Origin of the sequence: Sphingomonas sp. (assembly GCF_051962185.1) — a bacterium.
Taxonomy (GTDB): Bacteria; Pseudomonadota; Alphaproteobacteria; order Sphingomonadales; family Sphingomonadaceae; genus Sphingomonas.
This window is the reverse complement of record NZ_JBQCCN010000335.1, coordinates 1-4,167: the sequence shown is the minus strand read 5'-3', so window position 1 is coordinate 4,167 and position 4,167 is coordinate 1. Positions and strand designations below refer to the sequence as shown.

Annotated in this window: 2 protein-coding genes; both read left to right on the top strand. The window is 65.8% G+C overall.

The window, feature by feature from the left end; all coding sequences use genetic code 11:
* The first annotated feature begins 102 nt into the window (after positions 1 to 102).
* Positions 103 to 2,352 (top strand): TonB-dependent receptor, encoded by a 2,250-nt coding sequence (locus tag ACTHJR_RS20435; RefSeq protein ID WP_440525263.1) that lies wholly within the window; start codon positions 103 to 105, stop codon positions 2,350 to 2,352.
* 79 nt (positions 2,353 to 2,431) lie between these two features.
* On the top strand, positions 2,432 to 4,030 hold the full coding sequence (locus ACTHJR_RS20430) for an AMP-binding protein (RefSeq protein WP_440525262.1): 1,599 nt from the start codon (positions 2,432 to 2,434) through the stop codon (positions 4,028 to 4,030).
* The last annotated feature ends 137 nt before the right edge of the window (positions 4,031 to 4,167 follow it).

Sequence of the window (4,167 nt, the reverse complement as noted above, 5' to 3'; positions counted from 1 at the left end):
TCATTCACTCTGAAGAGAATTAGTATTGCAAGCGCCCGCGCTTTGCGTCACGTTGCGATCATCGACGCCGGAGAGCGTCATGCGATGTGGTGGGAGGATCGAATGAAGGCTTATGCTTGCTGGCTGGGCGCATCGGCGCTCGCGCTGTGCTGGAGCGGCAACGCCGCCGCCCAGACCGCGCCCGCGACGCCGGCGCCGCAGGATAACGGCACCGCCGCGACCGATAATGGCGATGCGCCCGGCGATATCGTCATCACCGCGCAGCGCCGCAACGAAGATCTGATGAAGACCGCGGTGTCGGCCTCCGTGTTGACCGGTACGCAGCTCGAGAACAAGGGCGTGGTCAATGTCGACGCGCTGCAATTCGCGATGCCCAGCGTCGTCGTCAACAATTTCGGCCAGGGTAACGATTTCAACGTGCGCGGCATCGGCAAGGCCGAGCACAACACCCAGACCACGACCGGCGTGATCACCTATCGCGACGGCGTGCCGACCTTCCCCGGCTACGTCCAGGGCGAGCCTTATTACGACATCGCCAACATCCAGGTGCTGCGCGGGCCGCAGGGAACGATCGTCGGCCAGAACGCGACCGGCGGCGCGGTGTTCATCAACACCAACGACCCGATCATCGGCGGCGGCTACCGCGGCTATGTCCAGCTTCAGTATGGCAATTACAACGACGCCGGGGCGCAGGGCGCGCTCAACATCCCGGTCAGCGACACGTTCGCGGCACGCATCGCGCTCTATGGCGAGCGGCGGGACGGCTATTACAACGTTACCGGGCCGACCGGCGCCAAGTTCAACGACGCCAACAACAAGCTCGGCCTCGCCGCCGGGCGGATCAGCTTCCTGTGGAAGCCCGATCAGCATTTCTCGGTCCTGTCCAAGACCGATCTCGGCTATCTCGATTTCGGCGCCTATCCGGCGAGCCCCTATCTCAACAATTTCAGGACGCTGCCGGGCACGTCGACGCCCAATCCCAATTACAGCGACCTGCTCGACATCACCGCCAATTATCCGCAGGGCGCGCGCGACAAGTTCGTCCGCTCGATCCTGAAGATCGAATACGACACCGATAACGGCACCAAGTTCCGCTCGGTCACCGGCATCCAGAACGCCAATACGATGTACAAGGCCGACCTCGACGGCACCGCGACCGGCGATGAGACCTTCTTCGACAGCGTGGACGAGACCCAGTTCAGCCAGGAATTCAACATCATCTCACCCGACAACCAGCGGGTGACCTGGTTGCTCGGCGCGTTCGGGCTGTGGAACACTTACGTCTTCCCCGCGCCGTACGACAATTTCACCATCGACGTCTGCCATTCGCTCAACCTCGCGGCGTGCAAATACCAGCTCAAGGGACGCAATCCCGAGCGCAACCTGGCGCTGTTCGGCCAGATCGGCTTCAACATCACGAACAACCTCAAGCTCGAGGCGGGTGGCCGCTACACCGCGAGCCGGTCGATCAATCACGTCGATGTCCTGCAATACGGGCTCTACATTCGCGACGACCAGGAAGTCACCTCGAACAACTTCTCCTACAAGGTGTCGCTCGGCTGGAAGGCGAGCTCGAGCCAGTATCTCTATGCGTTCGTCGCCAGCGGGTTCCGTCCGGGCGGGCTCAACGTACCGGTCGGGCTGGGCTTGCCCGCGCCGTTCAAGCCCGAGACGGTGACGTCGTACGAAGCCGGCTGGAAGGGCAATTTCCTAGGCGGCAAGCTGCGCACCACGCTGACCGGTTTCTACAACGATTACCGCAACTTCCAGGTCATCATCGGCTATCCGACCTATCCGACCTTCGGGATCGAACTCAACGTTCCCGGCAAGACCAAGATCTATGGGTTCGAGGGCGAGATCGAATTCCACAGCGGGGGCTTCTCGTTCGATGCCGGGATCAACGTGCTCCACAGCGAACTCGGCACCTTCTATGCGAGCGACCCGCGCGTTCCCGCCACCGGCGCCTGCGATCCGTCGACGGGGAGCCCGACGCACGCCGCGAACTGCGTCAACTTGAACGGCCGCGAGCAGACCTATGCGCCGAACTTCACCTTCAATGTCGGCGCGCAATACGAGATCCCGGTCGGCACCAGCGACAAGATCATCCCGCGGGTGAATTTCGGCCATATCGCGCCGCAATGGGCGACCCTGTTCGAGAATCCCGCGCTGGGCGACCGGCTGGGCGAGCGCAACGTCCTCAACGCCCAGCTCGCCTGGCAGCACGGCAAATGGACCGTCACCGCCTACGCCACCAACCTGATCGACCAGCATTATGCCGGAGCGCTCAACAGCGGGCTCTATTTCGCCGGCCCGCCGCGGCAATACGGCATCAAGTTGCTCAAGACCTTCTGATCCCCGACTGGCCGGGCGCGCACGGAGAGCTTCGCGCGGGTGCCCGGCCTTTTCCTTCCCGTCTCTTCCGAAAGGCGTCATGCAATCCTACGGCCTGACCATAGACAAGTTCCTGGATCACGCCGCCAAGTGGTTCCACGACAGTGCGATCGTCGGCGCGGAAGCCGGGCAGGTCGTGACGCGGAGCGACTATGCCGGGCTGCGGGCGCGCAGCAACCGGATGTCGGGGGCGCTGGCCGCGCTGGGGATGAAAGAGGGCGATCGCGTCGCGACGCTCGCCTGGAACACCCCGCACCATCTCGAACTCTATTATGCGGCGATGGGCATCGGCCTGGTCTGCCACACGCTCAACCCGCGGCTGACCGCGGCGCATCTCGCCGCGATGATCGACGAGGCCGAGGACCGCGTGCTGGCGGTTGCCGCCGATCTCGCGCCGCTGGCACGCGAGCTCGCTGGCATGTGCCGGTCGATCGAGCATATCGTGGTGCTCGACGCCCTGGCGGCCGACGGCGACGCGCTGGGCGCCGGGCGGGCGCAGGTCTGGACCTATGAGGCCTTGCTCGAAATCCACGGCGCGGAGACCGAGTGGGGTGCGTTCGACGAGAATGCGCCGGCCGGGCTGTGCTACACGTCGGGGACGACGGGCAGCCCCAAGGGCGTCGTCTATACGCATCGCTCCAATTATCTCCACACGCTGCGCGCGCTGCAGGCCGACGCGTTCGCGCTGACGGCGCGCGACGTGCTGTTGCTCGCGGTGCCGATGTTCCACGCCAACGGCTGGGGGCTGCCGTTCGCCGCGCCCGCGGCGGGGACGCAATTGGTGCTGCCCGGCCGCACCATCGACGGCCCCAGCCTGGCGCATCTGATCCGCGACGAGGGCGTGACCATCGCGGTCGGCGTGCAGACGGTGTGGCTGGCGCTGGCCGATCATGTCGAGGCGACGGGGATCGCCCTGCCCAGCCTGAAACGCGTGGTAATCGGTGGCTCGACTTGCCCCGACGCGCTGATCAAGCGGCTCGAGGAGAAATTGGGCGCCGAGGTGCAGACCAGCTGGGGAATGACCGAGCTGTCGCCAGTCGGCACGATCGCGGCGCCGGGCTCGGCCGACCCGGCGCGCGGCTCCGGCCGGCCGCCGATGGGGCTCGACCTCAAGCTGACCGACGCGGACGGGCGCACCTTGCCCGAGCAGCGCGGAGTGCAGGGCCATCTCAAGGTCAAGGGCGCGAGCGTGCTCGACCGCTATTTCCGGGCCGAGAGCGACGCGCTCGACGCGGAAGGCTATTTCGACACCGGCGACCTCGCGACGATCGACGCGGCCGGCAACCTGACGATCGGCGGCCGCTCCAAGGACCTGATCAAGTCGGGGGGCGAATGGATCAATCCCAACGAGATCGAGACGATCGTCGGCACCCATCCGGCGGTGCGCCACGTCGCGGTGATCGGCCGCGTCGACGCCAAATGGGGCGAACGCCCGGTGCTGATCGTCGAGAGCGAGGGCAAGGCCGACGCGCGCTCCCTGCTCGACCTGTTGCGCGGCAAGGTCGCCGATTGGTGGATCCCCGATCGCGTCGCCGAAATCGCCGCGATGCCGCTCGCCGCATCGGGCAAGATCGACAAGAACCGGCTGCGCGCGGATTACGAGGCGGGGAAGATTCCGGCGGTGGCGATGGGGCGGTAGGGCCGATCAGATTCCCCTCCCTGCAAGGGAGGGGTTAGGGGTGGGCGAGCAGCGGGGGGGGGGCGAATGCCCCTCCCCAGGCGTTTTTGGGTAGGGGTTTTTGTGTTTTGTGGGGCCGGCCCCCCCCCCCCCCCCCC